General features: G+C 72.8%; 20 protein-coding genes and 2 pseudogenes. 8 read left to right on the top strand and 14 right to left on the bottom strand.

The window, feature by feature from the left end:
• Positions 1-23: 23 nt before the first annotated feature.
• The gene (locus O7603_RS19690; protein ID WP_281571271.1) at positions 24-1205 is read right to left on the bottom strand and encodes an MFS transporter; all 1182 of its coding nucleotides are present in this window, start codon (positions 1203-1205) and stop codon (positions 24-26) included.
• A 154-nt stretch (positions 1206-1359) separates the two neighbouring features.
• Between O7603_RS19690 and O7603_RS19685 the strand changes: the two genes are divergently transcribed.
• Positions 1360-2142 carry an IclR family transcriptional regulator C-terminal domain-containing protein gene (locus O7603_RS19685; RefSeq protein WP_281571270.1) on the top strand — a complete coding sequence of 261 codons (783 nt, stop codon included), beginning with the start codon at positions 1360-1362 and terminating at the stop codon, positions 2140-2142.
• A 172-nt stretch (positions 2143-2314) separates the two neighbouring features.
• Here O7603_RS19685 and O7603_RS19680 read toward each other — a convergent pair whose 3' ends face one another.
• Positions 2315-4441, bottom strand: a complete 2127-nt coding sequence (locus tag O7603_RS19680) for a PhoX family phosphatase (protein WP_281571269.1) — start codon at positions 4439-4441, stop codon at positions 2315-2317.
• A 239-nt stretch (positions 4442-4680) separates the two neighbouring features.
• Here O7603_RS19680 and O7603_RS19675 point away from each other — a divergent pair, with 239 nt between their 5' ends.
• Positions 4681-5202, top strand: a complete 522-nt coding sequence (locus O7603_RS19675; RefSeq protein ID WP_281576740.1) for a sigma-70 family RNA polymerase sigma factor — start codon at positions 4681-4683, stop codon at positions 5200-5202.
• Complete coding sequence (locus O7603_RS19670; protein ID WP_281571268.1) at positions 5199-5888, top strand: zf-HC2 domain-containing protein; 690 nt, start codon at positions 5199-5201, stop codon at positions 5886-5888. Before O7603_RS19675 ends, O7603_RS19670 begins: the two co-directional genes overlap by 4 nt.
• Positions 5889-6004: 116 nt before the next feature.
• Here the strand turns inward: O7603_RS19670 and rarD are convergent, their stop codons facing one another.
• From rarD to O7603_RS19640, 6 genes are all read right to left on the bottom strand, one after another.
• The gene (gene rarD / locus O7603_RS19665) at positions 6005-6931 is read right to left on the bottom strand and encodes an EamA family transporter RarD (RefSeq protein WP_281571267.1); all 927 of its coding nucleotides are present in this window, start codon (positions 6929-6931) and stop codon (positions 6005-6007) included.
• Positions 6928-7434: a GNAT family N-acetyltransferase gene (locus tag O7603_RS19660; RefSeq protein ID WP_281571266.1), complete on the bottom strand. Its 507-nt coding sequence runs from the start codon at positions 7432-7434 to the stop codon at positions 6928-6930. The genes rarD and O7603_RS19660 overlap by 4 nt, the downstream gene beginning before the upstream one ends.
• Positions 7435-7692: 258 nt before the next feature.
• Positions 7693-8079, bottom strand: coding sequence for a phage holin family protein (locus tag O7603_RS19655; protein ID WP_281571265.1), 387 nt, complete (start codon positions 8077-8079; stop codon positions 7693-7695).
• Between the two features lie 172 nt (positions 8080-8251).
• A complete protein-coding gene (locus tag O7603_RS19650; RefSeq protein ID WP_281571264.1) occupies positions 8252-8707 on the bottom strand; it encodes a hypothetical protein in 456 nt (151 codons plus the stop codon).
• 110 nt (positions 8708-8817) lie between these two features.
• Positions 8818-9189 carry a hypothetical protein gene (locus O7603_RS19645; RefSeq protein WP_281571263.1) on the bottom strand — a complete coding sequence of 124 codons (372 nt, stop codon included), beginning with the start codon at positions 9187-9189 and terminating at the stop codon, positions 8818-8820.
• 32 nt (positions 9190-9221) lie between these two features.
• Positions 9222-9692 carry a hypothetical protein gene (locus O7603_RS19640; protein WP_281571262.1) on the bottom strand — a complete coding sequence of 157 codons (471 nt, stop codon included), beginning with the start codon at positions 9690-9692 and terminating at the stop codon, positions 9222-9224.
• Positions 9693-10125: 433 nt separating this feature from the next.
• Between O7603_RS19640 and O7603_RS19635 the strand changes: the two genes are divergently transcribed.
• Together O7603_RS19635 and O7603_RS19630 are read left to right on the top strand one after the other, a co-directional pair.
• A complete protein-coding gene (locus O7603_RS19635; RefSeq protein ID WP_281571261.1) occupies positions 10126-10446 on the top strand; it encodes a WXG100 family type VII secretion target in 321 nt (106 codons plus the stop codon).
• Between the two features lie 31 nt (positions 10447-10477).
• A pseudogene (locus O7603_RS19630) lies at positions 10478-10772 on the top strand (WXG100 family type VII secretion target).
• Between the two features lie 204 nt (positions 10773-10976).
• Here O7603_RS19630 and O7603_RS19625 read toward each other — a convergent pair.
• Positions 10977-11285 (bottom strand): annotated as a pseudogene (locus O7603_RS19625) (type VII secretion-associated serine protease mycosin); the annotation flags it as partial.
• A gap of 340 nt (positions 11286-11625) precedes the next feature.
• Here O7603_RS19625 and O7603_RS19620 point away from each other — a divergent pair.
• Together O7603_RS19620 and O7603_RS19615 are read left to right on the top strand one after the other, a co-directional pair.
• Positions 11626-14388, top strand: coding sequence for an SseB family protein (locus O7603_RS19620; protein WP_281571260.1), 2763 nt, complete (start codon positions 11626-11628; stop codon positions 14386-14388).
• Positions 14385-14750 (top strand): hypothetical protein, encoded by a 366-nt coding sequence (locus tag O7603_RS19615; protein WP_281571259.1) that lies wholly within the window; start codon positions 14385-14387, stop codon positions 14748-14750. Before O7603_RS19620 ends, O7603_RS19615 begins: the two co-directional genes overlap by 4 nt.
• A gap of 46 nt (positions 14751-14796) precedes the next feature.
• On the opposite strand, the gene O7603_RS19610 is transcribed toward O7603_RS19615, so the two are convergent.
• From O7603_RS19610 to acs, 5 genes are all read right to left on the bottom strand, one after another.
• Positions 14797-15729 (bottom strand): alpha/beta hydrolase, encoded by a 933-nt coding sequence (locus O7603_RS19610; protein WP_281571258.1) that lies wholly within the window; start codon positions 15727-15729, stop codon positions 14797-14799.
• An 80-nt stretch (positions 15730-15809) separates the two neighbouring features.
• The gene (locus tag O7603_RS19605; RefSeq protein ID WP_281571257.1) at positions 15810-16328 is read right to left on the bottom strand and encodes a hypothetical protein; all 519 of its coding nucleotides are present in this window, start codon (positions 16326-16328) and stop codon (positions 15810-15812) included.
• Positions 16329-16489: 161 nt separating this feature from the next.
• Positions 16490-18916, bottom strand: a complete 2427-nt coding sequence (locus O7603_RS19600) for an immune inhibitor A domain-containing protein (RefSeq protein ID WP_281576739.1) — start codon at positions 18914-18916, stop codon at positions 16490-16492.
• Between the two features lie 323 nt (positions 18917-19239).
• Positions 19240-22032, bottom strand: coding sequence for an immune inhibitor A domain-containing protein (locus O7603_RS19595; RefSeq protein WP_281571256.1), 2793 nt, complete (start codon positions 22030-22032; stop codon positions 19240-19242).
• Positions 22033-22302: 270 nt separating this feature from the next.
• Positions 22303-24300: an acetate--CoA ligase gene (acs, locus tag O7603_RS19590; RefSeq protein ID WP_281571255.1), complete on the bottom strand. Its 1998-nt coding sequence runs from the start codon at positions 24298-24300 to the stop codon at positions 22303-22305.
• Positions 24301-24526: 226 nt separating this feature from the next.
• Between acs and O7603_RS19585 the strand changes: the two genes are divergently transcribed.
• Entirely contained in the window at positions 24527-25273 is a 747-nt protein-coding gene (locus O7603_RS19585) for an oxidoreductase (RefSeq protein ID WP_281571254.1), read from the top strand.
• Positions 25274-25317: the final 44 nt, after the last annotated feature.

The raw sequence follows: 25317 nt of genomic DNA, 5'->3' as shown, positions 1-25317 counted from the left end.
GAGTGCGGGCGGTGCGCAGGTCCTCAGGGGCGGCTGAGGAGGCGGCTTCCGGTGAGCATGAGGGCGGCGGCCAGCAGCATCGAGACCGCCGCGGTGCTCCACATGGCCGGGTAACCCGCCCGCGCGGCGACCGCGCCGAGGACGAGCGGGCCGAGGCAGCCGCCGGCGTACACCCCGGTCTGCGTGATCGAGGTGGCGGAGGCCGGGGCCTGCGGGTGAAGCCGGACCACGGCGAAGTTCATCAGCCCCGGCCAGGCCCAGCCCAGGCCGAAGCCGAGCACCACGCCGGCCACCAGCGGCACCGGGCCGGCGACCGCGAGCAGCCCGAGCCCGGCCGCGCCGACCACCAGCATGCCGGCGATGAGCGCCACGTGCCCGCCGGGGCGGCGGTCGGCGAGCCAACCGGCGCCGACCCGGGCCGCCACGCAGACGGCGCTGCCGAGGGTCAGGGTCAGGCCGGCCAGGCCCGGCCCCAGCCCACGGCCGACCGAGGAGTCGACCAGGAACGTGCCCAGCGCGTTGGCGGCACCGGCGGCCAGCGTCGCAGCCACCCCGATGACCACGAGGGCGCCCGTGCCCCGGCCGGCCCGAGCGACGCCCGCGCGCCGGCCCGACCGGCCCTCCCGGCGGGGTACGGCCGGCAGCGCGGCCAGCGCGGCGCCGGCGGCGACGACGAACGCCCAGCGCCAGCCGGCGGTGAGCGCGATCGTCGGCACCGCCGCCCCGGCGAGCAGGGTGGAGACGGGGATGGCCGCCTGCTTGACCCCGAACGAGAGCCCCTGTCGTCGCGGTGGCACGTGCCGGGCCAGCGCGGCGTTGCTGGCCAGCTGACCGAGGGCGTTCGCGGTGCCGGCGACCGCCAACAGCACGAGCAGGACCGGGTACGACCGGGCGAGCGTCGCCACGGCGAGCAGGCAGCCGGCGGAGAGCAGGATGCCGGCGCGGGCCACGACGGCGGGCCCGTAGCGCTCGGCGAGGGCGCCGGAGGGCACCGAGGCCAGCGCGCCCACCCCGAAGTAGATCGACACGGCGAGGCCGAGCCCGGCGGGGGAGAACCCGAGGTCGCCCTCGAGTTGCACGGCGAGACCGCCCACCAGGAAAACCGGCAGGACGCAGGCGATGGTGACGGCGATGGCGCTCGCGCTGGCGCGGACCGGCCGGGTGGACGCGGCGGCGGGGGCGGGGGTGAGGGCGGTGTCGGTCATGGCCTGGCAAACCTACGCCAGCTGCCGCGACAACACGGATCGTGTCCGTTGGTGCACGAGCCGTTGATGAGGATCTGGCATCCTCGACCCGAACAGGCGTTTCGCACCGGGCCTGGATTTCATATGGTGTAAGTCCCCGGCGGCGGAGGTGGTTGTGCGCGACCCCCTGGCGGAACCTTCGGACCTGATCCGCAGCGTCTCCCGCGCGCTACGAGTGCTCGAGTCGGTCGGTCGTGCCCCCAAGGGGCTGACCGTCAAGCAGATCGCCCGGCGGTGCGAGCTGACCGTCGCCACCACCTACCACCTGGTCCGCACCCTGGCGTACGAGGGCTACGTGATCCGCCGCGAGGACGGCACGTACATCGTCGGCTTGGAGGTCGCCGACCGCTATCGCGAGTTGGTGACCGCGTTCCGCGGCCCGCCCGCGGTCGGGGAGACCCTGCGCCGGGCCGCCGTGGACAGCGGCTACAGCCACTACCTGGGCCGCTTCGTGGGCGGCCAGGTGGCGGTGACTGCGGTCGCCGAGGGGCCGCGTTCGCCGTACCTGGAGGATCTGGTCCCCGGCTTCGACGAGGGGGCGCACGCCACCGCGCTCGGCAAGAGCCTGCTCGCCACGCTCACCGCCGAGCAGCGCTTCCGCTACCTGCGCGAGTACGGCATGCGGCCGTTCACCACCGCCACGCTGACCACGTCGGAGGCGTTCGAGGCGGACCTGGCCGCCGGCGACCGGCGCGGCATGCAGTTGGAGCTGGGGCAGTTCCGGCAGGGGGTGGCCTGTGCGGCGGTGCTGGTCAGCCCCGACAAGGACATGGAACGCCGGGTGGTGCTCGCCTGCGCGCTGCCGGCCAGCGAGATGATGACGTCCGCCCGGGTGGTCCGGGCGAAGCTGCTCACCGTGGCCCGCGCGGTCGCCGACGGCATAGCCGCCGAGCACTGACCGACGGCCCGGGCCGCCGCGGTGCTGACCGGCGGCCCGGCCCGCCGCGCGCTGACCGACGGCACCCCGTCGCGCGCTGACCGGCGGCTCAGGTCGCAGATGCCACGGGGCCCTCTCCCGGGCTGGGAGAGGGCCCCGCGGTGCGGTCCAGCGCCGGACCGCCGGAGGAACGTCAGCTGCCCACCGGGCCGCCGTCGAGACGCCAGGTGACCACGACGCCGGGCTTGGCGTAGTCGCCGTCCGGCCAGTTCGAGGCCGGCTTCTCGACCGAGGCGCCGGTGATCTCACCCGGGTGCTGCACGGCCACGAAGACCGAGCGGTTGTCCCCGGTGATGAACGGGCCGCAGGTCTCCGCGCCCAGCGGCACGGTCAGGAACTGCTTGAGGTGACCCCGCTCCGGGCCCTCCAGCGCCGTCGCGAAGAGGCCGTCGTTGCTGCCCAGCGCGTTGCCGTCGGTGGAGATCCAGAGGTTGCCGGTGGCGTCGAAGGCCACGTTGTCCGGGCAGGAGATCGGGGAGACCTGGGTCTTGTCGTAGCCGGCGAAGTAGGTCGACGCGTCGGCCGGGTCGCCGCACACGATCGGCAGCGACCAGGCGAAGGTCTCGGCGGTGTTGTCGCCGCGGTCCTCCACCAGCTCCAGGATCTGCCCGTGCTTGTTGGCGTTACGCGGGTTGGCCTCGTCCGCCTTCGGGTTGCTGCCGACGCCCCGGTTGGTGTTGTTGGTCAGCGCCACGTACACCTTGCCGGTGAGCAGGTTCGGCTCGACGTCCTCCGGACGGTCCATCTTGGTCGCGCCGACCTTGTCACCGGCGAGCCGGGTGAAGGTGAGCACGTCCGCCGCGGTCATCCCGCCGACGTACGAGCGGTTGCCGCTGACCAGCTTGATCCAGCGGCCACGGCCGTTGAACGCCCCGTCCGAGGGGAGCTTGCCCGAGCCGTCGATCTCGCCGGCGCTGGTCTGGTCGAGCTGGGCGACGTAGAGCGTGCCGGACTCCAGCAGGGTCAGGTTGTGCTTGCGGGCAGCCCAGGAATTGCCCTTCATGAACTTCTTGTCCGAGACGAACTTGTAGAGGTAGTCGAACCGCTCGTCGTCGCCCATGTACGCGACCACGTGGCCGTCCTTGGCGACGATGACGTTCGCGCCCTCGTGCTTGAACCGGCCCAGCGCGGTGTGCTTGCGCGGGCGGGCCTCCGGGTCGAACGGGTCGATCTCGACGATCCACCCGAACCGGTGCGCCTCGTTCGGGTTCTTGGCCAAGTCGAACCGCTCGTCCGCGCGGTCCCACTTCCGGCTGCCGCTCGGGTAGCGGGTGGTGGTGGGGATGCCGTAGCGCTCCAGCTTCGCCTTCAGCTCGGCCGGCGCGCCGTCGCCGCCCACGAAGTACTGGTTGAAGTTCTCCTCGCCGGAGAGCACCGTGCCCCACGGGGTCACGCCACCGGCGCAGTTGTTCAGCGTGCCGATGACCGTACGGCCCTTGGGGTCGGCGGCGGTCTTCAGCCAGGCGGCGCCGGCGGCCGGGCCGGTCAGGTCGAACTTGGTGGCCAGCGCGGTGACCCGCCGGTTGTACGGCCGACGGCCGTTGTCGACCGGCCGCCACTGACCGGTGCCGTCGACCCGCTCCAGCTCCACCACGGACATGCCGTGCGCGGCCATCGCGATCCGCAGCTGCTCGGCGGAGAGGTTGTCCAGGCCGGGGAAGGCCGGGAACATCAGGTCCTCGTTGGTGTACTCGTGGTTGACCACGAGCAGCGCGCGCTTGCCCTGCTTGTCCAGCGGCAGCACGCCGACGAAGTCGTTGTTGTAGCCGAACTGCTTGGCCTGCGCGGCGGCGGTCTGCCGGTGGACGTTGAACTCCGGCGCGCCGGGGACGACCTCGTCGCCCCACTTGATGACCACCGCGTGGTCGTAGCCGTTCGGCACCACCAGGGTGTCGAGCTTGTTCGGCGGGATCGGCTTGAACGTCAACGCGCCGTTGCCGATGCCCTGCGGCGGGCGGCCGAAGCCGGCAGCCTCCGGCACCACCGGCGTCTCGGCGGCGGCCGCGGCCGGGGCCGCGCCGGCCAGAGCGCCGGCCGCGGCGCCACCGAAGCCCAGCACCAGCGCGCCGACCGCGCCGGCCCGGACCACGCCGCGCCGGGTGACCTCGCCGCTCACGACGTCACCGAAGTACGCGTTGTCCGAAGTGTTCGGGACCGGGTGGTCGCAGGCGTTGCCACAGCGGTAGAGACAGGTCATGTTGTCACGGCTGCCGTGGCGGGTGGTGCCCAGCAGCGGGAGCAGCCGAGGACGGTCGCTCATGTGGGGGAGCCTCCTGGTTGGAAGTCGGTGGCGCGCCTGACCGTCAGGTCGGGCGTGCATACCCGCCGGACGCTAGGAGGACGCGGTGAGCGATCGTCGGCCGGAGTGTGAACCAGGCGTGAACACCTTGCCTGGGGCGACGGCGTGCAAACCCCCACTGACCTCGGGCTGAACCATTCGGGGTGACGATACGTATTCCCGGTCGAACGCACCGCCGGACTCGCGCCGAGAGCGAGGAGATCGCTATCAGCGACCACGACGCCCACCTGCTCCGCGCGCTGCACGATGAGCACGCGGAGGCGCTGTACGCGCACGCCCTGCGACTGGTCAACGGCGACCGCCAGCGGGCCGAGGACCTGGTGCAGGAGACCCTGCTGCGGGCCTGGCGGCACCCCGAGGCGCTGGACCCGCGACGCGGCTCGATCCGTGCCTGGCTCTTCACCACTGCCCGCAACCTGGCGATCGACGCCTGGCGGCGGCGGGCCACCCGGGTCGGCGAGGTCTACACCGACGAGATGCCGGAGCCGCCCGAGGTGGTGGACGAGGCCGAGCGCGCGGTGGAGGCGTGGACCGTCGCCGAGGCGCTGAACCGCCTCAGCCCGACCCACCGCGAGGTCCTCGTCGAGTGCTTCTACCAGGGTCGGTCGGTGGCCGAGGCGGCCTCCCGACTGGGGGTGCCACCGGGCACGGTCAAGTCCCGGACGCACTACGCCCTGCGCTCACTACGGTTGGTCCTGGCCGAGATGGGGGTGACCGGATGACCCGGTGCGAGTTCGCGCACGACGACGGCGCGTACGTGCTGGGAGCGCTCGCCCCCGCCGAGCGCGCCGCGTACGAGCGGCACCTGGCGGGCTGCGCGGAGTGCCGTGAGGCGGTGGCCGAGATCGCGGTGCTCCCCGGGCTGCTCGGCCGGCTCGACCCGGCGGGGCTGGAGCAGTTCCTCCCGCCCCCGTCGGGGCCCTCGCTGCCGACCCTGCTCGACGAGGCCCGCCAGCGTCGGCGCCGCGAGCGGTCGGCCGCCCGCCGCCGGTACGCGCTGACCACGCTCGCCGCGGCGGCGCTGGCTCTCGTGGTCGGCGTCGGGGTGGCCGCCGTGCTACCTCCGGAGACCGTGCCGCCGCCGGAGCAGGTGCGGATGGTCGCCATGCAGCCGGTGGCCGGGACGGTGCCGGTGCACGCCGAGATCGGCCTGAGCGGCACCGACTGGGGTACCGAGGTGACCATGCACTGCGGCTACGAGGCGCGCACCGGCTACGGCAAGGCGTACACCTTCCGGCTGGTCGCGCACGGCCCGGACGGCGCGACCGAGCAGATCGGCTCCTGGCTGGCCGCGCCCGGCGACGACGTGCGGTTCACCGGCGCGACCCGGTTCACCGACGCGGAGCTGGTCCGGCTGGAACTCCTCCGCGCCGACGGCACCGCCGTGCTGCGCTACGACGTCCGCTGACCCACTCCCGACCTCTGCCCCGCGATCTTGCGCTTTCTGCCCCGACGAATCGGCACGCACGCCGCATGTCGTGGGCCGCAACTGCAAGATCGCGGGGGTGGTGGGGTGGGGGTGGGTTAGCGGGTGGCTAGGGCTGGGTCGGAGGTTGCGGTGCGGGTCTGGGCGCGGGTGCGGCGGGTGTGGCGGACCGCGTCGGCGGTGAAGACGACCAGCGCGAGCCAGACCAGCGCGAAGCCGGCGAGGCGGGCCGGTGGCATCGGCTCGTGGAAGATCAGCACGCCGCAGCCGAGCTGGAGGATCGGTGCGAGGTACTGGATCATGCCGAGGTTCGTGAGCGGCAGTCGGTTGGCGGCGCCCGCGAAGAGCAGCAGTGGGATCGCGGTGGCCGCGCCGGCCAGCACCATCAGGACCGTGTGCCCGGCCGAGGTGTGCCCGAAGGTGGCGCCGCCGGTCGCGGTGAGCCAGACGAGGTAGCCCAGGGCGGGCAGCGCCAGCACCGCGGACTCGACGAAGAGTCCCTCCGCGGCGGGCAGCCCGAGGCGCTTCTTCACCAGGCCGTACCCGCCGAAGCTGAGGGCGAGGGTGAGCGCCAGGTACGGCAGTCGGCCGTAGTCGACGGTGAGCACCACCACGGCCAGGCCGCCGACGCCCAGCGCCGCCCACTGCGCGGGGCGCAGCCGCTCACGCAGCACGGTCACCCCGAGCAGCACGACCACCAGCGGGTTGATGAAGTAGCCGAGTGCGGTCTCCACCACGCGGTCGGAGTTGACCCCGTAGATGTAGGTGCCCCAGTTGACCGCGATCAGCGCCGCGGCGGCGGCGATCGCCGCCAGCGCCCGGGGTCGGCGGGCCAGCGCCCGCAGGAAGCCGATGTTGCGTAGCGCGGCGAGCAGCAGCGCGACGAAGACCACCGACCAGACGATCCGGTGGGCCAGGATCTCCAGCGGCCCGGCCGGCCGCAGCAGCTTGAGGTAGAGGGGAAAGAAGCCCCAGAGCAGGTACGCGCCGAAGCCGTACAGGTATCCCAGGCGGAGCGGAGTCACGCCTCTACCGTAAGGGGTGACTGGCCCGTTGATTCCTTTCCGGTGACCGGCGTCACCGGTGCCACCGGCGGCTCGCGCCGGTCCAGCTCCAGGTACCGGTCCGCGGCCACCGGCGTGAAGCCGACCTTCGTGTACACCCCGTGCGCGTCGAGCGTGGCCAGCAGGATCCGGCGTACGCCGAGCGCGGCGAGGTGGTCGCGGACCGCGCCGGCGAGCCAGGTGCCCAGCCCGTGCCCCCGCTCGGCCGGGTCGACGTAGACGTCGCAGAGCCAGGCGAAGGTGGCCAGGTCGCTGACGACCCGGGCGACGGCGACCTGCCGGCTGTCGCCCGGCCGGTAGACGCCGTAGGAGATCGAGCCGGCGAACGCCCGGTCCAGCGTCTCCCGGTCCCGCCCGAGTGCCCAGTACGCGTCCGTGCACAACCAATGGTGCACCCGGTCCAGGTCGAGGCGGCCGGGATCGGTGCTGATCAGGTAGCCGTCGGCGCGAGTCAGCGTGAACACGCCTGCGACGCTAGCCCCGGCACCCACCGGACGCGCTGGCCAATTCCCGCAATCTGGTCCCCGCGCGGACCCGGGCCGGCGCGCCGCCCGCGCGGGGTCTTGCGGGCGCGCGGGGCCTGCTTCCGGGAAGTAGTGGTGTCACCGCACCGCGGAGGCCACTACTTCCCGGAAACAGCACGATCACGAAGCGGGATCAGGCCCTTGGCGGGACGGTGTGCCGGCGGCCGCCCAGGGGACGGGTGGCCGGCGCGCCGAGTCTCAGTCGCGGTCGAGGACGGCGCCCAGGATCCAGGTGACGACGCTGACGAAGAGCGCGCCCAGCACGGCCGCCGGCCAGAAACCGTCCACCTCGAACGCCAGGCCCGCCTGCTCGGCGATCCAGCTGGTGAGCAGGAAGAGCAGGCCGTTGACCACCAGCGCGATCAGGCCGAGGGTGAGCAGGTAGAAGCCGCAGCCGACGGTCTTGATGACCGGCTGGAGCACGGCGTTGACCACACCGAAGATCGCCGCGACGAGGATCAGCGTGATGATCGTCTGGGTGACGGAGTCCGACTCCAGCCGGATGCCCGGGATGAGCAGGGTGGCCAACCAGAAGGCGAGCGCTGTGATGGCCAGCCGGATCAGCAGGCCTTTCAGGAAATTCATGGCGAGGATCGTGCCACGGACGGATCACCGACGGAACCGGTCGAGATCGACGAATCTGACCGGCCGGGCGATGCGGTGTCGGTCGGCGAGCCGGGCCGGTGGCGGGTGCCAGCGGCGCGGGTTGGCCGGCGGCGTCGGCGGGCGGCGGGGTGCCCGCGACGTGGGCGGTCGCTCAGCGGCGGGACGGCCGGCCGATCAGCTGCGACTCGATCGGGGTGGCGGAGAGCAACGCCCAGCGCAGCGCGCGCCGGTTGACCACCGCGACCATGTCGTCGCGGATCCGGGTCAGCCACACGGCGGACTCACCCAGACCGAGCGCACTGCCCGCCAGCGCGGCCTCGCCCGGCTTGAGCGGTTGCAGCACGGCCAGGTCGGCCCGGCTGAGCGCGTCCGCGTCGGCCGGGGTCAGCTCGTCGCGTACGACCAGAGTGGACCGCCACGGCGGGCCCGGCTCCGGATCGGCCCGCACCGGCCCGACGTCCACGAGAATCAACAGCGGCGAGAGTGGGGTGCCCGGGCCGTCCGGGACCGGCCGGCCGGGCGGTAGCAGCGGTATCTTCCCGCCCGGCGCGCCCACGCCCCGGACGAACGGCTCCCACACGCGCGGGCGGGCCGTCTGCGCCGCCACCCATCCGCCGTCCAGCCGGCGCGCGTCCGCGCCCAGGCCGGTGACCAGTCGGCGCAGCGCCTGGGTCGCCAGGGACAGCTCCGTCGACGAGCGGGCGACCAGGCGTACGGTCAGCTCGGCAGGTGGCGGGCTGTCTCCCGAACGGGGGCCGACGCAGAGCGCGACCGTCTCGCGGTCGCCGGCAGCGCGAGCAGGCTTGGGACGAGTCGCTGCCCGCCGTCGGCCCGGAGACCCGGCCAGCGGGTCACCCGGATCGTGGTCTGAAGCAGGTCACCGGTGCGCACAGCCGGCCAGCTCTCGTGGAGCGGCGCGGTGTCGTGGTGGGCCAGTTCGGCGAGCACGCGCAGCGCCGCGGCCTCGCCGAGCGGACGCGCGGTGAGCGGGCCGAGCCGCCGGACGATCCGGCGCACCGTGCCGGCGAGCGCCCGTCGCACCTCCGCCGCGGACCAGCCGTCGACCCGGAGCACCCGTACGGCGACCACCGCGCGCTCCCACCCGGCCAACCGCCCGTCGGTCAGCTGCCGGTACGACTGCCCACCGTGCCGCCCGCCGTCGGCCCGGGCGCCGGCGACCGGGCGAGCACGAGCTGGACCTGGACGGGTGGCCCGTCCGGCATGGCCGGTGGGAGCAGCGCCGTCGGGGCGGGCAGCGGGTGCGGACCGTCGCCGAGCAGCTCGCCCGGCTCAACGATCTCCAGCAGTGCCGTCGTGCCGGCGGCGTCGTCGACCACCGCGGACGAACGGCCCGCGAGCTCCGCCGGGCGGAGCACGGCGCCCGGGTCGACGAGGTCGAGCAGCGCGGAGGGCCCGGCCGCCGCCGGTAGCGCACGCCGACGGGCCAGGTAGCCGAGCCCGACGGCGGACCACTCGAAGAGCCAGCGCCCGCGCACGTGTGCCCAGGCCAGGGCTAGCAGCAGCGCCGCCACCAGCACCGCGACCGCCATCGCGCCGGCGCCCCGGCCGAGCGCGGCGACGGGCAGCGCCACCGCCACCTGCGCCGCGGCGATCTGGCCGGCGCGGACTCCCTGCGGCCGCCGCCGATCCGCGGTCCACAGTGGTGCCGACGCGGCCGGCGGGCGCGGTGGACGGGGGCCCGGGACTGCGGCCGGAACGCCGGCGACGTCGCCCGCAGGGTCGCCGGGCGGGTGGACGCTGGGTGGTCGTCGCCGTCACCGCACCTCCCGCCCGATCACTGCCTGCTACCTGGCTGCCGCAAATCGTAGGGGAACCGGCGACTCCGCGTTGTCCACAGGGGAGCCGGGCGGGGTAGCAGAACCGCTACCGGACGGCTACCGTCAGCCACGAGTTTCGCCGACCCCGCGCCCGCCGTGCGCGCTCCTCCGCGGCGCGAGCGGCGCGTCATCCCAGGCGGGCGCGCCGACGGCCAGCCACGACCGAGAAAACGAGGTGAGGTCCGGAGTGTCCCAGACCCAGGCGGAAGCCGCGGTGATGCAGCAGACCGCCGCGAAGTTCGAGCAGACCGACCAGTCGCTGCAATCGATGCTCAGCAGCCTGATGGCCGAGCTGGAGGTGTTGCAGCAGGCATGGCGCGGTGACGGTGGGCGGTCGTTCGAGCAGGTCAAGCAGCAGTGGGCGCAGGATCAGGCGGCGTTGCAGCGGGCCCTGCGGGAGACCGCCGGCGCCATCCGCACCGGCGGCCAGCAGTACGACGTCTCGGACACCGAGGCCGCCGGCCGCGTGGCCGGCACCAACCGCGGCGGCATCCAGCTGCCGCTCTGACCGATCGGGTCCAGGGGGAGGGAGACCGCAGGTGGACCACGGTGTGCTGGTCGTCAACTTCGCCGCGCTGCAACAGGCCAGCGCGGATATCCAGAAGGCGTTGAACACACTGCGACTCGCAGCTCGGCCAGCTGGAGCGCGATGCCGCGCCGCTGGTCGCGAGTTGGACGGGTGAGGCCCGGCAGGCGTACGAGCAGCGGCAGTCGCGGTGGCGTGCCGCCTCGCAGGACCTGCAGGCGATGCTGTGCGACAACAAGCTCGCGGTCGACGACTCCGCGGCCGACTATCTCGACACCGAGAAGAAGAACACCGTCCTGTTCCAGTGATCCAGGCCCACCGGGCGGGGCGACCGCCGTCGTGGTGAGCAGATGTCGGCGGTGGCGCCGGCCCGCCCTGGGCCGGCGCCACCGTTGCTGTCTGCCCGGGTCGGGGCCGCCATTGCCGCATACCAGGGTCGGCGCCGCCGTTGCTGTCTGCCCGGGCCGCCGCCGCCGGAACGCTCAGCGAGGATCGGCCGGCCGCCGGCGCGGTCAGTGAGGATCGGCCGGCCGCCAGCGCCGTCGGGCTCCGCCGGGCAGCACGAGGGCGAGCAGCACGGCGGCCCCGGCCACGGCGCCGCCGACACCCGCCAGCGCCACGGCCCGGTCCTGGGCCGCCGCCCGCCGGGCCTGCCGCGCCAGCCGAGTCGGGTCGGCGGGCTCGTCGGCCAGGGCGGCCACGGACGGCCGCCGGGCGCTCTGGGCGTCGCCGGTCTCGGTGACCGCGCGGTACGGGTTGAGCACACCCGCGCCGTACCCGCCACCCCGGCCGGCACCCGGCGCCGGGTCAGCGGTGGCCAACCCGGTGCCGCCCGGAGCGGGGCGAACGGCGGTGGGCCAGCCAGGCCGGCCAGGGACGGGCCCCGGGTCGCCGCGTCCGTTTCGCCCGGCACGCCGCCGGTGAGGCGGGCGGCCGGAACGAGCGGGCCGCCGGTCAGCAGTGCCGCCGTGAGGGCCGCCAGGACCGGGCGTGCCATCGACCGGGACATCGACCGCCTCCGCATCGTGTCGACTCCGGGACGGGATGTTATCTCCTCGACGCCGAGCCGGCGCACCGCCGACGGCCTGCCATTGTGATCTTGTTACTACCTTGTAGGTTGTAGGCGATGCCTGTGGCCTGTTCTCGGGAGGAGAGGTGGCCGTGACCGAATGGGAGCCGGCCACGGAGGCCGAGGCGGCGATGCGTGACGCGCTGCGCGCCGGTGACCAGGAGCTGTACTTCCGGATTCTGGCTCGGACCGAGCTTCTCCTACCGGTCTCCGCGCAGCCGTCGTCGGGGCAGGCCGGCTGGGGCACCTGGACCACCGGCGGTCGCACCCACGTGCTCGCGTTCACCTCCAGCGCCGCCCTGCGGGCCTGTCTCGGCGACAACGCCGGCGCCACCCGCCGCATCCCCTACGCGGAGCTGGCCGCCGGCTGGCCCAACCCGGAATGGTGGCTGGCGGTGAACCCGGGGCTGCCGGTCGAGGGTTACCTGCCGGCCTGGTTCGTCACTCAGCTCTCCCGCGGCGACGTACGGCTGCCCGGCCGCACGCTCGGCGCCCGGGCCCGGCTGGAACGAGCGGAGAGCCTGGCCCGGGCCCGCGCCTCCGGAGCCGGCTCGGGTCGGGATGCGGCGGCCGCGCCGACCGCCGGCCTGCCGGATGCCCCGGCCGCCGGTCGGACGACGTCCCGCGGTGCCTCGGCACAGCCCGCCGACGGCGCGCCGTCGCGGGCGGACGCGAGCGCGCCGGCGGCGCTACCGCGCCGCCCGGCCGATTCGGCCCCCGGCCCGCGACATCCGTCCGAAGCGGCTGGTCCGGCCGCCGGGCGCGGACAGTCTGACCAACCTCACCGGGACAGCCGCCTCGGCGGCCGGGAGTCGACCCGCCTGGCCGGCGCCCGGCCCGCGCCGCCGTCGTTCCTGCCACCCACCCCGGCCGACGCGTCCGCCGATCAGGCCGGGTCCGGCTGGCCGCCGCCCCGCTCCGGTCCGCCCGGCGATCTCGGCAGGTCGAGCGGCGGTCGGGCCGGCGCCGCGACCACGCGTGCCGAGGGCGACGGGAGCGCGCCGGGCACGCCGCGATCCTTCTTCGAACCGGCGTCCGGGCGGGGGCCGGCGTCCGTCCGGGAGCCGGGCCGGTCGGGTGACCGCGCGACGCCACCGTCGCGCTTCGCTCGCGGGGAGCAGCCGTTCCCTCGCCGCCGCCCGTTCGGCGGACCGGCCGGCGGCGAGCCGACGCAGGCCTTCTTCGCGCCCGACCGCGAGCCGACCCCGGCGCCACGGTTTCCGGCGGACGACTCGCGGACGGTTCGGTCCGAGGCGTCCGGCGTCGAGGCGACCCAGCCGCTGCCGCGTCCCGATCCCCGGGCCGACGAGCCGACCCGCGCCTTCCGGTTCCCGACCGGCACGTCACAGCCCTCAAGCCGCGGACAGTGGCCCGAGCAGGACGCCGAGTTGACCCAGCGTTCGGCGCAGCGCCGCACAGACCCGCGTGGTGGTCACGACGTCACCGAGGAGCTGCCCCCGTCCGTCGCGGAGCCGGTCTCCAGCCCGCCCGCGCCCCGCCGTGGCTTCACGCCGATCGTCATCGAGGGCACGATCGTCGAGTCCCGCGACCTGCCCGCTCAGCCGGAGGACGAGACCGCGTCCGGCGTGCGCGGCCCGGTCCGGACGCCTCGGCCCGCGGACCGGCCGTCGTCCGCCCCCGCCGCCGCACCGGCCGACCCGGCGGCCACCCAGAACGGGCGTGCCGACGCCGGCGCGGACCTGTGGGGCGGCCAGCCGGCCGCGCCGCCGCCTCCGTCCACCGAGCCTGAAATCGGGGAGGCGAACGACCCGGCGGGCGCGACAGCCGGTTCGACGGGTGCGGCCGCCACTCCGGGCGACGGCGGGCCGTCCCGCGACACCACGGGTGCGGCGACGGTCCCCGCGCCGCCCGCCGAAGACCCGGTGGCCGACTTCCAGCCGGCCAACGCGGTCGAGGAGGACCTGCTCGGCGCGGCCGGCTCCGGCAGCACCGACACCTTCCTCTCCACGCTGTTGCTGGCCCGGGTCCTGCTGCCGGTGCACCCGGAAGCGGCGTCCGGCAGCCGACCTGGCGATCCCGGCTTCGTGTGGCGTACGGAGGAGTTGGACGGCGAGCGGTTCGTGGTGGTCTACACCTCCCCGGAGCGGATGGCGGACCACGCTGACGGCGAGGTGGAGACGGTCCGGGTCAAGTTCGTCCAGTTGATCCGACGCTGGCCGGACGAGGCGTGGTCGTTCGCGGTCAACCCGGGCACCCCGGTGGGTGCGAAGTTGCCCGGTGAGCAGATCGTCGGTCTGGCCAACTGGGCCGCCGAGGTCGGTCTCGGCGACGACGGGGAGCCCGAGGAGCCACCCGCGGCGGCCGAGCCCGCCGAACGTCCCCGATATACGCCGAAGGCGGTCGATCCGTCGCGCCCGGTCATGATGCAGAAGGCCATCGCCCCGAGCCAGCTCGCCTACTACCTGGAGCGCGGTTACGACCGGGTCTCCGGCTTCGTGCACCGCGCGAACGAACTGGCCCACCTGAACACGCCGGCTCAGCTCTACGATGCGCTCGGGTTGGGCCACCCCGACTCGCCCTTCTCGCCGGACGCCGACGAGATCTACGTGCTGCGCTGGCCAGCGCACCGGCCGAGCCTCTACCGGATCCCCTACGGCGGGCAGAACGAGCCCGCCATGCGGGCCATGGAGGGCTGGGTCATCGAGCGCGCCCCGTTCCGGGGCAACGGCTTCGCCCCGGGGGAGAGCAGCGACGTGGTCGCGGAGTTCAAGGTGGACAGCGCCCGGCTGCCGCACGGCGCGCAGCTCTGGCGGCTCGGTGCGGACGGCAGCGAGCGGGTGGTCGCGAGCCTGGACACCGACGCGCTGCGCTGGCGGGAGGTGCCGGCCGAATGATCCGCGACGGCTACCTGGCCCGCTGGCGGGGCCGGGAGTACCAGGCCAGCCCGGACGGCGAGGACATCCGCCTCTACCAGCCGGAACCCGCCGAGGGCTTCGACGAGGTGCAGCCCGGCAGGTACGTCCGGGTGCTGCCCGCCAGCGAGGTCGAGGACCTCGCGTACGTGCGGACGACCTGCACCTGGCAGGGGCAGCCGTTCATCGTGCTGGGCGAGCACGACGGCTGGCTGCGGGTGGAGTACACCGGCGGGCGGTGGCCGGTGGCCCAGGCGATGCGGCTGGAGGCGTTCGACTTCGGCGTCTACCAGGGCTGGGCGCCCGCCGCCGAGGTCACCGACCTGCGCGAGCAGCGGCTGTAGCCGGCGACGCGGTGGCCTCGGCCGGGCGGGCGGCCGCCCGTGCCGGTCAGGACTTCGTCCAGCGCAGCACCTCGCCGAGCACCACGTCGGGCGCCTCGACGTGCGGGAAGTGGCCGACCCCGTCGAGCAGCCGCCACTCGTACGGGGCGACGACGTAGCGGCCGGAGCCCTGAGCGGTACGCGGCAGGGAGGCGAGGTCGGCCGCGCCGTGCAGTTGCAGGGTGGGCGTGATCAGGGGCTTCTGCATCAGCTTGACGAAGCGGTAGCCGTGCAGTCGCAGCGCCGATCGGAACGCCCACCGGTAGCCCTCCAGCGCGCAGAACGCCGCCTGCGGGATCCGCATCGCCTCCCGGCACCGGCTGGCGTACGGCGCGAAGTCCGGTCCGGCCACCCAGTCCGGCCCGCCCCAGCGGCGCAGCAGCTCCTCCACGGGCGCCGCGGCGTCCCTGGTCAGCACGTGCTCGTACCGGGGGAGCTGGAACTTCAGCGTCGGGGTGGCGGCGGCGAACTGCCCGCGCGGGTCGGCGAAGATGGCGGCGCGCAGCCGCAGCGGGTGGGGCGCGCCGAGCACCACCAGGCGGCGGACCAGCGCGGGGTGGAACGAGGCAACCGTCCAGGCGACCATCCCACCGGCCCCGGTGCCGACCAGGGTCGCCGAGCGCTCGCCGAGGCCCCTGATCAGACCCGCGATGTCGGCGGCGAGGGTGTAGCCGTCGTACCCCCGGGGTGGCTTGTCGCTGGCGCCGTAGCCGCGCAGGTCCACCGCGACCGCCCGGAAGCCGGCGTCGGCGACGGCCGGCAGCATGTCGTGCCACGCCCACCAGTGCTCGGGGAAGCCGTGCAGGAAGAGCACCATCGGCCCGGTGCCGGCCTCGACCACATGGAACCGGCTGCCGTTCGCCCCGACGAACCGGTGCGTCCAGGGCCCTTCGGTGAGGACGCAGGACTCGTCGACGGCCCCGCCGTGCTGGTCGGTCATGCGCTCCAGCCTAGGGCCCCGGCACATCGCGGCTGGTCCGGCCCGTCGGGGCGGGCGGGTGGCGGATGGGGACGTAGCGGTCAGTCCGACACGATGGTCATCGGGATGCCGGGGCCGCAGTCGATCCGGACCCGGGTCGGGGTGAGCCGCAGGGTGACGAAGGTGCCGGCGCGCAACTCACCCGCGTCGGGGCCGTGCAGCGCGTACTCGGTGCCGTCCTCGGCCACCAGGCCGTAGCAGGGGCCGCGGCCACCCCGGGTGATGTGCCCGCTGACCAGGCCGGCGGGCCGCAGGTCGGTGGGCGGGCTCGGCTTGACGACCGGCGGGCGCAGGGTGGGCAGCTCGGTGGCGGACATCGGCGGCCGGGCCGGGGAGCCGGTCGCCCTCGGGGCCGGCGGGGTGGTCGCACCGGGTGTCGGCTCGGTGGCCACCTCCGGTGTCGGCGTGGCGCTCGCCCCGTCGGGGGCCGAGGATGCGGGCGACGCGGGCGGACCCGCGTCACCGGGCCCGGGCCCGGCACAGGCCGACAGGGCCAGCACCAGCACCGGCACGAGGACGGGGGCACCCCGGGAGAACATCACCACGCCTCTTCGACGCACCTGCTCACCGTCTCAGTTCCGACCGCGGCGCACAGATCTTGGTACGGAGTGAACCCCGGAGGGGCCGGAGCTGGCCACGATCTCGGCGGGTCGGAAGAAATGGCCGGAACGACAACGGCGCCCGGGAGATCCCGGGCGCCGCCGTCGTCACCGTGGAGCGATCAGGAAATCTTGATCTTCATCGAGGTGCCGTTCTGCTCGAGCACCTTGATCTTGACACCGGCTGCGGGGAGCTTGACGCCGTGGTTCGGCAGCTCCTCGTAGAAGTACTTCTTGGTGTCGTCGAACAGCGGCTCCGCGGCCTGGCCGCGGATGTACTGCGGCTGGCTGTTCAGGTGCAGGGTGAACGAGTCGGCCTTCTTCAGGCTGAACGGCGCGTCGTACACCTGGACCCGGGCCCGCCACGGCGCGCCGGTGAGGTTGTAGATCGGGCGCGGGTGCGCGTCGATGTACAGGTTCCGGCCCTCACCCGGGTGACCGCCGGGGTTGGTCGGCGACACCGGCGCGGTGTTGTTGTCCGCCCAGCGGGTGTTCCAGTACGAGACGAGCAGGCCCTCCTGGTACGCGTAGTGGTCCACCCAGTCCGGGCGGGTGTTCGCGTAGCCGAAGAAGTACGGGCCGGTCTTCAGGTACTTGTCGTACGAGACGTACGACCGGTTGCCCGCGATGTAGAAGTTGTCGAACAGGCGGGTGTAGGTCGCGCCGACGGCCTCCCAGCCGTCGAGCGCCCAGCCGGCGTCGGTCTCGGCGCCGTCGCTGAACACCGTCTGGCCGTCGGCGGTCACGGTGATCGCGTCACCGAAGAAGCCGCCCTCGGAGACGCCACCGTCGGTGACGTAGTGCAGGCGGATCTGCGCCACCTTGCCGGCGACCGAGTCCAGCGGGATGTTGATGTCCGCCCAGGCGCCGTTGCTGCTGCCGTCGAGGGCCGGGCGGTCGGCGCCGTCGACGCCGATCGGCTCGCCGTTGACGGTGCCGTCCAGGTCGGTCCAGGTCTGGCCGCCGTCGGTCGACGCCTCGAAGTAGAGGTAGTCGTACCCCTCCTCGATCGCGTACTTGCCCTTGAGCGACAGCGCCGCCGACGACTTGCCGGTGAGGTCGAACGTCCTCGTCATGCTGTTGTTGAGGTCGTCCTCGTTGCCGGAGAAGTACTGTTTCGAGCCCGCGAACGGGGCGCCGTAGTTGAAGGTGTACTCCCGTTGGGGCAGCACCACCACCACGCCCTGTGCCTTCTTGGAGTTGTACTCCTGTGGGCCGAGGTCCAGCGTGCGCTGCTGGCCCGCGACGACCACCTCGTAGTCGAGCCAGCCGAGCTGGAGCTTGTTCCACGCGCCCAGGTCGCCACCCCGCTCGCCGATGCCGGCGTCGTTCTTGCCACCGAGCCGGCTCTGGGCCATCAGGGTCCAGTGCTCGTTGCTGTTGTCCGCCGGGCCGTAGTCGTCCGGCAGGCCCAGGTCGTGGCCGTACTCGTGGTAGAAGACGCTGCGGCCACCGTTCTCCGGTTGGATCGTGTAGTCGCGGATCCAGACGCCGGTGTTGCCGATCTCGGTGCCGCCGATCGGGAAGTTCGGCGGGCCGACGGGCGAGCTGTTGAAGGCCGACCAGCGGTGGCTCCAGATGGCGTCCTCACCCTGGTGCGGGTCACCGTCGGCCTGGTCGCCGCCGGAGTGGACGATCTGGAAGTGGTCGATGTAGCCGTCCGACTCGTTGAAGTCGCCGTCGCCGTCGTAGTCGAACCGGTCCCACTGGTCGTAGGACCGCATGTCGGCGGCGATCTGCGCGTCGGTACGGCCCTTCGCCTTCTGGTCGGCCACCCACTGGTTCGCGGCGTCCCGGATCAGCAGCCAGGTGTTCGAGCAGACGTTGTCGCCGCAGACCGCCGGATCGCCGGTCGGGTCGTTGTCGGCCTTCGGGTCGTCGGAGCGACCGTAGCGGGCCTCGTTGTACGGCACCTTGACCCAGTCGGACACCATGCCGTCGACCGTGTAGCGACCCGAGGACTGGGCCTCGTAGTACTGCTTCAGCGACTCGTCGCCCGGGTTCGTGCCGAAGTACAGCTGGCGGAAGTGCTCCGGGCTGAAGTCCGGCTGCCAGACGGTGGAGTTGTCCACCGCCCGGTTGGGCGCCGGGATCTGGTTGTGCAGCGGCCCCTCGAAGGTCGTCGGCCCGGCGATGTCCGGGTTCATGTCCTTGTCCGGGTAGGACGGGTGCCGCTGGTCGCCGAACTCCGCCAGGATCACGAAGATCTTGTCGGTGCGCTCGCGCTTGAGTTCGACGTACTGGTCCTTCTTGCGCTGGTTGCCAGCGAAGGTACGGGCGTTCGTGCCCGTGCCGGTCGTCTCACCGACCTTGACGACCGTGCTTCCGTTGACCTCCATGGGCTTGCTGCGTCCGCTCAGTACGTCACTGAGCCCCTGCTGACGCATCTCGCGACGCTTGTCCTCGAGCTTGTCGGGGAGTTCGTCCTTGAGTGCCTGCGGTTCGGCGGCGGAAGGAGCTGCTGCCGGCAGTTTGGGCTGGGGCGCCGCCGAGGCGGACGGGCCGAAAGCCAGGCCTGTCGCCGTCAGTGAGAGCCCGAGCAGACCCACTGCGACTTTGCGCACGTGGTACCTCCGGTGTGAGGGAACCGGCCCTACTGGGGCAGGGACCGGTGGAGATCGATCCCACAGGTGGGACCAATGGTGAACATAGACACTGGCGGGACGGGTGGGAAGATGGACGCGTCGATTTGTTGCAAGATTTTGTTTGCTTTGTCGTCAGCCGTCACACCCCGAGCACTCCATCACCGTCGATGAGCAGGGCCGGGCCGCGGACCTCGCACGTGCAGCGGTGCATTTCGATCAAATGGTCAGACGTACGAAAAGTGGGGCCGGCGGCGTTTCCGCCACCGGCCCCACGATTGATCGATGGATCAGTTCGTCGCCGGCGTCACGTAGATCGTGGCGGACGAGTTGTCCCGCGCGGTCTTCTTGATCGTGAGCGAGACGCCGAAGTTGACGCCCTGGTCACCCGGGTTGCCGGTGCCCAGCACGATCGCGCCGCCGCCCAGGGTCACCCCGTAGAACTCCGGCGCGGGCGTGCCGTCCGGGTGGGTCACCCGGGTGGTGTACGGCGCGTTGTTCCGCGACGGCAGCACCACCGAGGCGTCGCTGTCCCGGGCGAACGCCGAGCCGTCCCGGATCTCGATGCCCGGGTACCAGCCCTTGGCGTCCGTGAACGCCGGCACCGGCGGCTGCGAGCGGAACTTGGTGCAGTACGCGCTGTACGGCTCACCCGCCGCCTCCAGGCACTCGGTGAAGGGGTACGTCGGCTTCAGCGAGAACGCCGCGTTCGACGACTGCGGACGGCTGGGCAGGTTGTCCGTCACCGACGGGTCCTTCACCGCCGCGGCGCCGGTGCGCCGGTACGGGTCGAAGTGCGGGTCGACGATGAGCAGCCCGCCCTTCGCGCCGTAGCTGGGCAGCGCGGTGAGCTGACCGGTCACGTGGTTGACGTCGCCGAGCTCGGTGTCCCGGTACCAGACCAGCATGCCCGGGGCGTTGTACGCGATCCGGTCGACCTTCCACGCGTCGCGCGAGTAGATCGTGTCGTAGGCGTACTTCAGGCCCTTGTCGAAGCCGTCGAAGTTGCGCCACTCGGCCAGGTAGTAGTGTGCGCTGACCTTGGTGCCGCCGTCGATCTTCCAGCCCGTGCCGGTGGTGTCGACCCAGGTGCCGCCGGTGGCCGTCCAGCCGTTGGCGCCGCCCTCGACGTCGTCGCTCCAGGTGGTGGCACCGCCGCCGGTGACCGCGAAGTCGTCGGCGAACCAGCCCCGCTCCACGAACGCCTCGTCGGTGGCCTGGCGCAGCCGCAGCTGGATCGTCGTACCGGCGAACGCCGACAGGTCGACGTAGTCGTGCCGCCAACCGTTGGTGGTGCCGGTCAGGCCGTACTTCTTGCCGCCGAAGTCGTTCATGCGGCCGTTCGGGTCCGGGTAGTTGTCCGGCGTGGTGACCGGGTTGCCGGCCTCGTCGTACACCTTCTGCTCGGCCCAGGTGGTCCCGCCGTCGGTCGACACCTCGACGAAGCCGTAGTCCCAGTCCGCCTCGATGACGTAGTTGTTCCACATCCAGAACTTGGCGTCCGCCGCCGCCGGCACGGTGACCGAACGGCTCAGCTTGACGTCGGCCCAGTCCTGGTCGTTGCCGCCGTGCCACATGTTCGCGCCACTGTGCGGCGTGGCGAGGGTGGTCACCTTGTCCGGCAGGTCGATCTTGATGCCGTCCTCGGTGCGGACCGGGGTCCGCGAGGTCTGCCCCAACTCGACACTGCGTGAACCGGAGCCGGGCGCCACGGTGAGCGGGTCGGCCCAGCCGAGCACCCACTTGTCCCAGATGCCCATGTGCGTCGGGAGCGCCTGGAAGATCTCACCGGAGTGCGAGCCCGAGGCCATCAGGTCCCAGAAGTCCACGTCCGAGTCGGCGTTGCCGGAGGTGTCGTAGAGGTCGGGCAGGCCGAGGTCGTGGCCGAACTCGTGGGCGAAGACGCCGACACCGGCGTCCTCCGGCTGCACGATGTAGTTCGACACCTGGAGGTTGGTGCCCGGGATGGTGTAGCCACCCACGACCGAGGAGGAGTGCGCCCAGACCGCGTAGACGCCCTGCGCGCCGCCGCCGCTGGACTTGCCCTTGCCGGCGTGCACCAGCACCAGGTGGTCGATCACGCCGTCCGGCTCGAAGAAGTTGCCGTCGCCGTCACGGTCGCCCTGGTCCTCGATGTCGTAGTCGGCCCAGGGGAACCGCGGGTCCTTGGCGGCGAGCGCGTCGATCGCGTCGGTGGCGAGCCGGCCGGCGCCGGCCGGGTTGTCCGGGTGACCGTTCATCGACTGCTGGCGGCCGGCGACCCAGTTGCCGTTCTCGTCCTGGAAGCAGCGGTTCGCCGCGTACCAGGCCTCCGAGTGCGGCACCGTGATCCAGGGGCTGGCCTGGCCGTCCACGGTGTACGCGCCCTTGGACATCTCCAGGTACATGTTGTGCATGGTGCGGCCGGACAGGTCGATGCCCTTCTTGCCGTCCGGACCCCTCAGGTCCTTGCGCACCCGCTCGGTGATGCCCTTCTTGGTGTAGAGCATCTTGTCGTAGTGGGAGGGCGAGAAGTTCGGCACCCACATCGAGTTGTTGTCCTCGTACCCGAGGTTGGCCGGGTTCGGGATGTTGTTGTGCTTCGGCCCGTTCTGCACGGTGCCGGGGACGCAGGTGCGGTCCTCGAACACCGTCCGCGGCACCATGACGTTGGTGAAGTCGTCGTTGGCCTGGTCGTTGAACTCCACGAGCAGGGTGAGCAGCTTCGCCGTCTGGGTGGTGGGGGCCTGCTTGATCTTCCGCGGGTTCTGCTTGGTCCGGATGGACTTCGCCTCGAGCTTGGCCAGCTCCCGCGCGGTCACCGGGTTGCCGCGCGCGTACTTGCGGTCGAACGCCCGCGCCTCGTCGGCCGGCGTGGTGTAGACGCCGTCCTTGCCCTTGACTTCGCGGCCGGTGGTGTCCGGCTGCACCTCGGGCTCGGCGTAGTTGATGTAGTGCTCGTCGGCCCCGATCACGGCGCGCGGAGCGGCGGACGTCTCGGCCGCCGCGCTGCTCGTCACGGTCAGTGACGTGGCCGCGAGGGCAATGGCGGGCAGCGCGACGAGTATGCGTCGGCGCGACCCGGACTTCGGTTTTTTGTTCATGCCGCTCCATTTCTCGGGCATGGCGGAGGAGGGAGTCGGCCGGCCGGCCGTCGAAGTGATACTTGTCGAACCGACACGGCCTGCGTGAACCTAAATCACGACCGACCCGGAGCGACAGGGGTCGAAGCCTGCCTGTGTCCGTTCAGCCGCTCATGGTTCCCCCGACCGACCGATATGACAGAGCGCGTCGATGTGGGTAGCAGATCGTAAGACATGACGGAGGGTGGCGGTCCGCGCGGGACCGCCACCCTCCACGGTGTACGTCAGCCGTCAGTCCTCGTCGGACTTGCCGCCACTCATGCCAGAGGAGATCAGCTCCATCACCGACGAGTCCTGGAGTGTGGTGACGTCGCCGAGCGACCGGTGCTCCGCCACGTCCCGCAGCAGTCGCCGCATGATCTTGCCGGACCGGGTCTTCGGCAGCTCGGGCACGAGCATGATCTGCCGGGGCTTGGCGATCGGGCCGAGCGTCTTCGCCACGTGGTTGCGCAGGTCCGCGATGAGCTGCTCGCCCGCCTCGCCGGCCGTGTCCGCGCTGCCGCGCGGAATGGCGAACGCGACGATCGCTTGCCCGGTGGTCGGGTCGGTCGCGCCGACCACCGCCGCCTCGGCCACCGACGGGTGGGAGACCAGCGCCGACTCGACCTCGGTGGTGGAGATGTTGTGCCCGGACACCAGCATCACGTCGTCCACCCGGCCGAGCAGCCAGATGTGCCCGTCGTCGTCCTTCTTGGCGCCGTCACCGGCGAAGTAGACCCAGTCGCCGCCCGACTCGCCGCTCCCGGCGCCGGCGCCGAACCGCGACCAGTACGTCTCGATGAACCGGTTGTCGTCGCCCCAGATGGTGCGCAGCATCGACGGCCACGGCTCCTTGAGCACCAGGTATCCGCCACCGCCGTTGGGCACCGACTGGCCCTGGTCGTCCACCACGTCGGCGGCGATGCCCGGCAGCGCGGTCATCGCGCTGCCCGGCTTGGCCTCGGTCACGCCGGGCAGCGGGGAGATCATGATGGCGCCGGTCTCGGTCTGCCACCAGGTGTCCACGACGGGCAGCGCGCCCCGCCCGACGTGCTGCCGGTACCAGATCCACGCCTCCGGGTTGATCGGCTCGCCGACGCTGCCCAGCAGCCGCAGCGAGGACAGATCGAACCCGGCCGGGATGTCCTCGCCCCACTTCATCATCGTGCGGATCAGCGTCGGGGCGGTGTAGAGGATGGTGACCTGGTACTTGTCGACGATCTCCCAGAACCGGCCCTTGTGCGGGGTGTCCGGGGTGCCCTCGTACATCACCTGGCTGACGCCGTTGGAGAGCGGCCCGTACACGATGTAGGAGTGCCCGGTCACCCAGCCGATGTCGGCGGTGCACCAGTAGACGTCGGTCTCCGGCTTCAGGTCGAAGACCGCGTGCGCGGTGTACGACGCCTGGGTCAGGTAGCCGCCGGTGGTGTGCAGGATGCCCTTCGGTCGGGCCGTCGTGCCGCTGGTGTAGAGGATGAAGAGCGGGTGCTCGGCGTCGAACGCCTGCGCGGTGTGCTCCGGTGAGGCCGTCTCCACCGTCTCGTGCCACCAGTGGTCCTTCGCCGACCAGGCGACGTCCTCGCCGGTGCGGCGGACGACCAGCACGTGCTCCACCGACGGGCAGTTCGCCACCGCCTCGTCCACGGTGGGCTTGAGCGCCGACGGCTTGCCCCGCCGGTAGCCGCCGTCCGCGGTGATCACCAGCTTGGCGCTGGCGTCCTGGATCCGGTTCGTCAGCGCGTCGGCCGAGAAGCCGCCGAAGACCACGCTGTGCGTGGCGCCGATCCGGGCGCAGGCCAGCATCGCGACCGCGGCCTCCGGGATCATCGGCAGGTAGATCGCCACCCGGTCGCCCGCGGTGACGCCCAGCTCGGTCAGCGCGTTCGCCGCCTGGCAGGTGAGCTTGTGCAGTTCGGCGTACGTGACGGTCCGGGTGTCACCCGGCTCGCCCTCCCAGTGGATCGCCACCTTGTCGCCGCGGCCCGCCTCGACGTGCCGGTCCAGGCAGTTGTAGGCCACGTTGAGCTGGCCGCCGACGAACCACTTCGCGAACGGCGGGTTCGACCAGTCCAACACCTGGTCCCACGGCTTCGACCAGGCCAGCCGTCCGGCCTGCCGCTCCCAGAAGGCCAGCCGGTCGGCCGCTGCCTCGTCGTAGGCGTCGGCCTTGACGTTGGCCTCGGCGGCGAGTTCGGCCGGCGGCGGGAACTGGCGCGTCTCGTTCAGCAGATTGGCCAATGCCTCGCTCATCCGTGACTCCTCGTCGCTCGGGGTGGGGTGACCTGCGTCTCGTCTGGGGGAGAGGTTAGTCGCGACGGCCGGCACGGGCGACCGCCGCCCGCCTCCATCGCGCCGAGCGGCCCGCGTCGCGCGCCAAGCTGCGCACCCGGCACCCGCCGCGACCTGGCGCGTGGTGTCGGTCGCGTTCCCCGCGGCTGGCCGGTGTGCCGGCCGGCCGGCTCGCTACGGTGGCGGGGTGACGACCGATCCGCTCGCCCCGCTGCTCGCGCTCGCCGACGTCGCGCCCGCCGTCGAGAGTGCCCGCGAGCGGTTCGACCAGGCGCTGCGGCACCGCGCGCTGCGGCGGCACGGCGGCCAGGTCGCGGCCGAGGTCAGCCTCCGGTCCGCGGTGGCGAGCGCCGCCCTGGAGGGGTACGCGCACGAACGCGAGGAGGTCCGCGCCGGCACGGTGACCGACCCCGTGCTCCAGGGCGCGCTGCGGGTGGCCGGCGCGCTGCCCGGGCTGACCGAACTGTGGCCGAAGGCGCCCCGGCAGGCGCTGGCCAAGTTGCACGTGCTCGCCGCTCGCGACGTCGTACCCGAGGCGGAGCTGGGGCGGCCGGTGGCCGACCCGGCGGTCGGCGCCCGGCTGGACGGCCTGGCCGCGCTGGCCGCCGGTGGTACGAAGGTCTCCCCGCTGGTGCTCGCCGCCGTGGTGCACGGCGAACTGCTGGCACTGCGGCCGTTCGCCGGGCCGTCCGGCGTGGTGGCCCGCGGGGCGGCGCGGCTCGTGCTGCTCGCCAGCGGCGCCGACCCGCGCGGCCTGCTGGCGGTCGACGTCGGGCACCACGAGCGCGAGCCCGAGTACGTCGGCTCCGCCGGTGCCTTCGCCACCGGTACCCCGGACGGGCTCCGGTCCTGGCTGCGGCACTACATGAGCGCGGTCGAGGTCGGCGCGGACCAGCTCACCCAGATCGGCGACGAGATCCTCGCCGCCGACTGACCGACCGGCCCCCGCGCGAGCCAAGATCCGCGCGCTTTGACCGG

The organism is Micromonospora sp. WMMD812, from assembly GCF_027497215.1.
In the GTDB taxonomy this organism is placed as follows: domain Bacteria; phylum Actinomycetota; class Actinomycetes; order Mycobacteriales; family Micromonosporaceae; genus Micromonospora.
Note: the sequence above shows the minus strand (reverse complement) of the source record. Positions and strands in the feature narration are given on the sequence as shown.